Source organism: Protofrankia sp. CiP1_Cm_nod3, from assembly GCF_982290655.1.
This window is the reverse complement of record NZ_CEVIVD010000103.1, coordinates 18,591-19,820: the sequence shown is the minus strand read 5'-3', so window position 1 is coordinate 19,820 and position 1,230 is coordinate 18,591. Positions and strand designations below refer to the sequence as shown.

At 75.0% G+C, this 1,230-nt stretch carries 2 protein-coding genes; both read right to left on the bottom strand.

Features of this window, described 5'->3' with window-relative positions; translation table 11 throughout:
* Positions 1-539: ABC transporter ATP-binding protein (locus tag AC5LUJ_RS17655; protein WP_493465318.1), on the bottom strand; the 539-nt coding region annotated here is incomplete at its 3' end.
* A complete protein-coding gene (locus AC5LUJ_RS17650) occupies positions 509-940 on the bottom strand; it encodes an ATP-binding cassette domain-containing protein (protein ID WP_493465317.1) in 432 nt (143 codons plus the stop codon). The genes AC5LUJ_RS17655 and AC5LUJ_RS17650, both read right to left, overlap by 31 nt.
* Positions 941-1,230: the final 290 nt, after the last annotated feature.

Genomic DNA, 1,230 nt, shown 5'->3' with positions numbered 1-1,230 from the left:
CTGGCTGCGGTGCCGGCCGCGGGGCCGGTCCAGCTTGTGCGGTGTGCCGCCGCCAGCAGCCGCTGGGTGTAGGGATGCCGCGGAGCTTGCAGGACGGCCTCGGTCGGGCCGGTCTCCACCAGCCGCCCGCCGCGCATGACCGCGAGCTCCCGGGCGACCGAGGCCACCACCGCGAGGTCGTGGGTGATGTACAGCAGGGCGGTGCCGGCCTCGTCGACGAGGCGTGTGAGCAGGGCGAGGACGTCCGCCTGGACGCTGACGTCGAGGGCGGTGGTCGGCTCGTCCGCGATGAGCAGCGCGGGACGGCAGGCGAGCGCGATGGCGATGCCGACCCGCTGGCGCTGCCCGCCGGAGAGCTGGTGCGGATACGCGCGGACGAGCCGCTGCGGGTCGGGCAGCCCGACCTTCGCGGCGAGCTCGACCGCGGCCACGCCCGCCGCCCGCCGCGACAGCCCGCGGTGCAGGCGCAGCGGCTCGCCGATCTGGCGGCCCACCCGCCACAGCGGGTTCAGCGCGGTGAGCGGCTCCTGGAAGACCATGGCGATCCTGTCGCCGCGGATGCGGGAGAGCTCCCGGTCGGACCGGCCGAGCAGCTCCCGCCGTCGAAGCGGATGCTTCCGGTCGCGGCCGCGCCGTCGGGCAGCAGCCCGAGGACGGCCAGCGCGGTGATCGACTTCCCGGATCCGGACTCGCCGATGAGCCCGAGCCGCCCGCCGGCGTCCAGGCCGAAGCCGATCCGGTCGACGACCACGGTGTCGCCGAAGCGGACGGTGAGATCGGTGACCTCGAGGAGCCCGGACGGCGCCCCGTCCCGTTCCCGCCCCGCCAGCGCCGCCGACGGTCCAGGCGCCGCCGCTGCCGCCGACACCGCTGCCGCCGCTGGTGCTGGTGCTGCCGGCGAGGATGTCGGTATCGGCGTCGGCGGTCTCTGTTCGCTCACCGTGACGCCTCTGTGGTATCGGAGCGTGACTGTCCTATGCGTGGCTCTCCTGTGGCGGACGGTGTGGTGTCCGGATCGCCGTTCGGTATCGCCGCCGGCTGGGCGTCCGGCTGGGCATCCCGGAAGCCCTCCCAGGTGGCCGACCAGTCCTCTGGCGGATCATCCGGTGGATCTTCCGGTGAGTCGTCCCACTCCCGCGGTGAACCGTCCCGCGTCGCGGGCCGAGCCCGCGGGGCATCCGGCGCCTGCCGGGCGGCCCGCGCTTTCCGGGACGCTTTCCGGGACGCTTT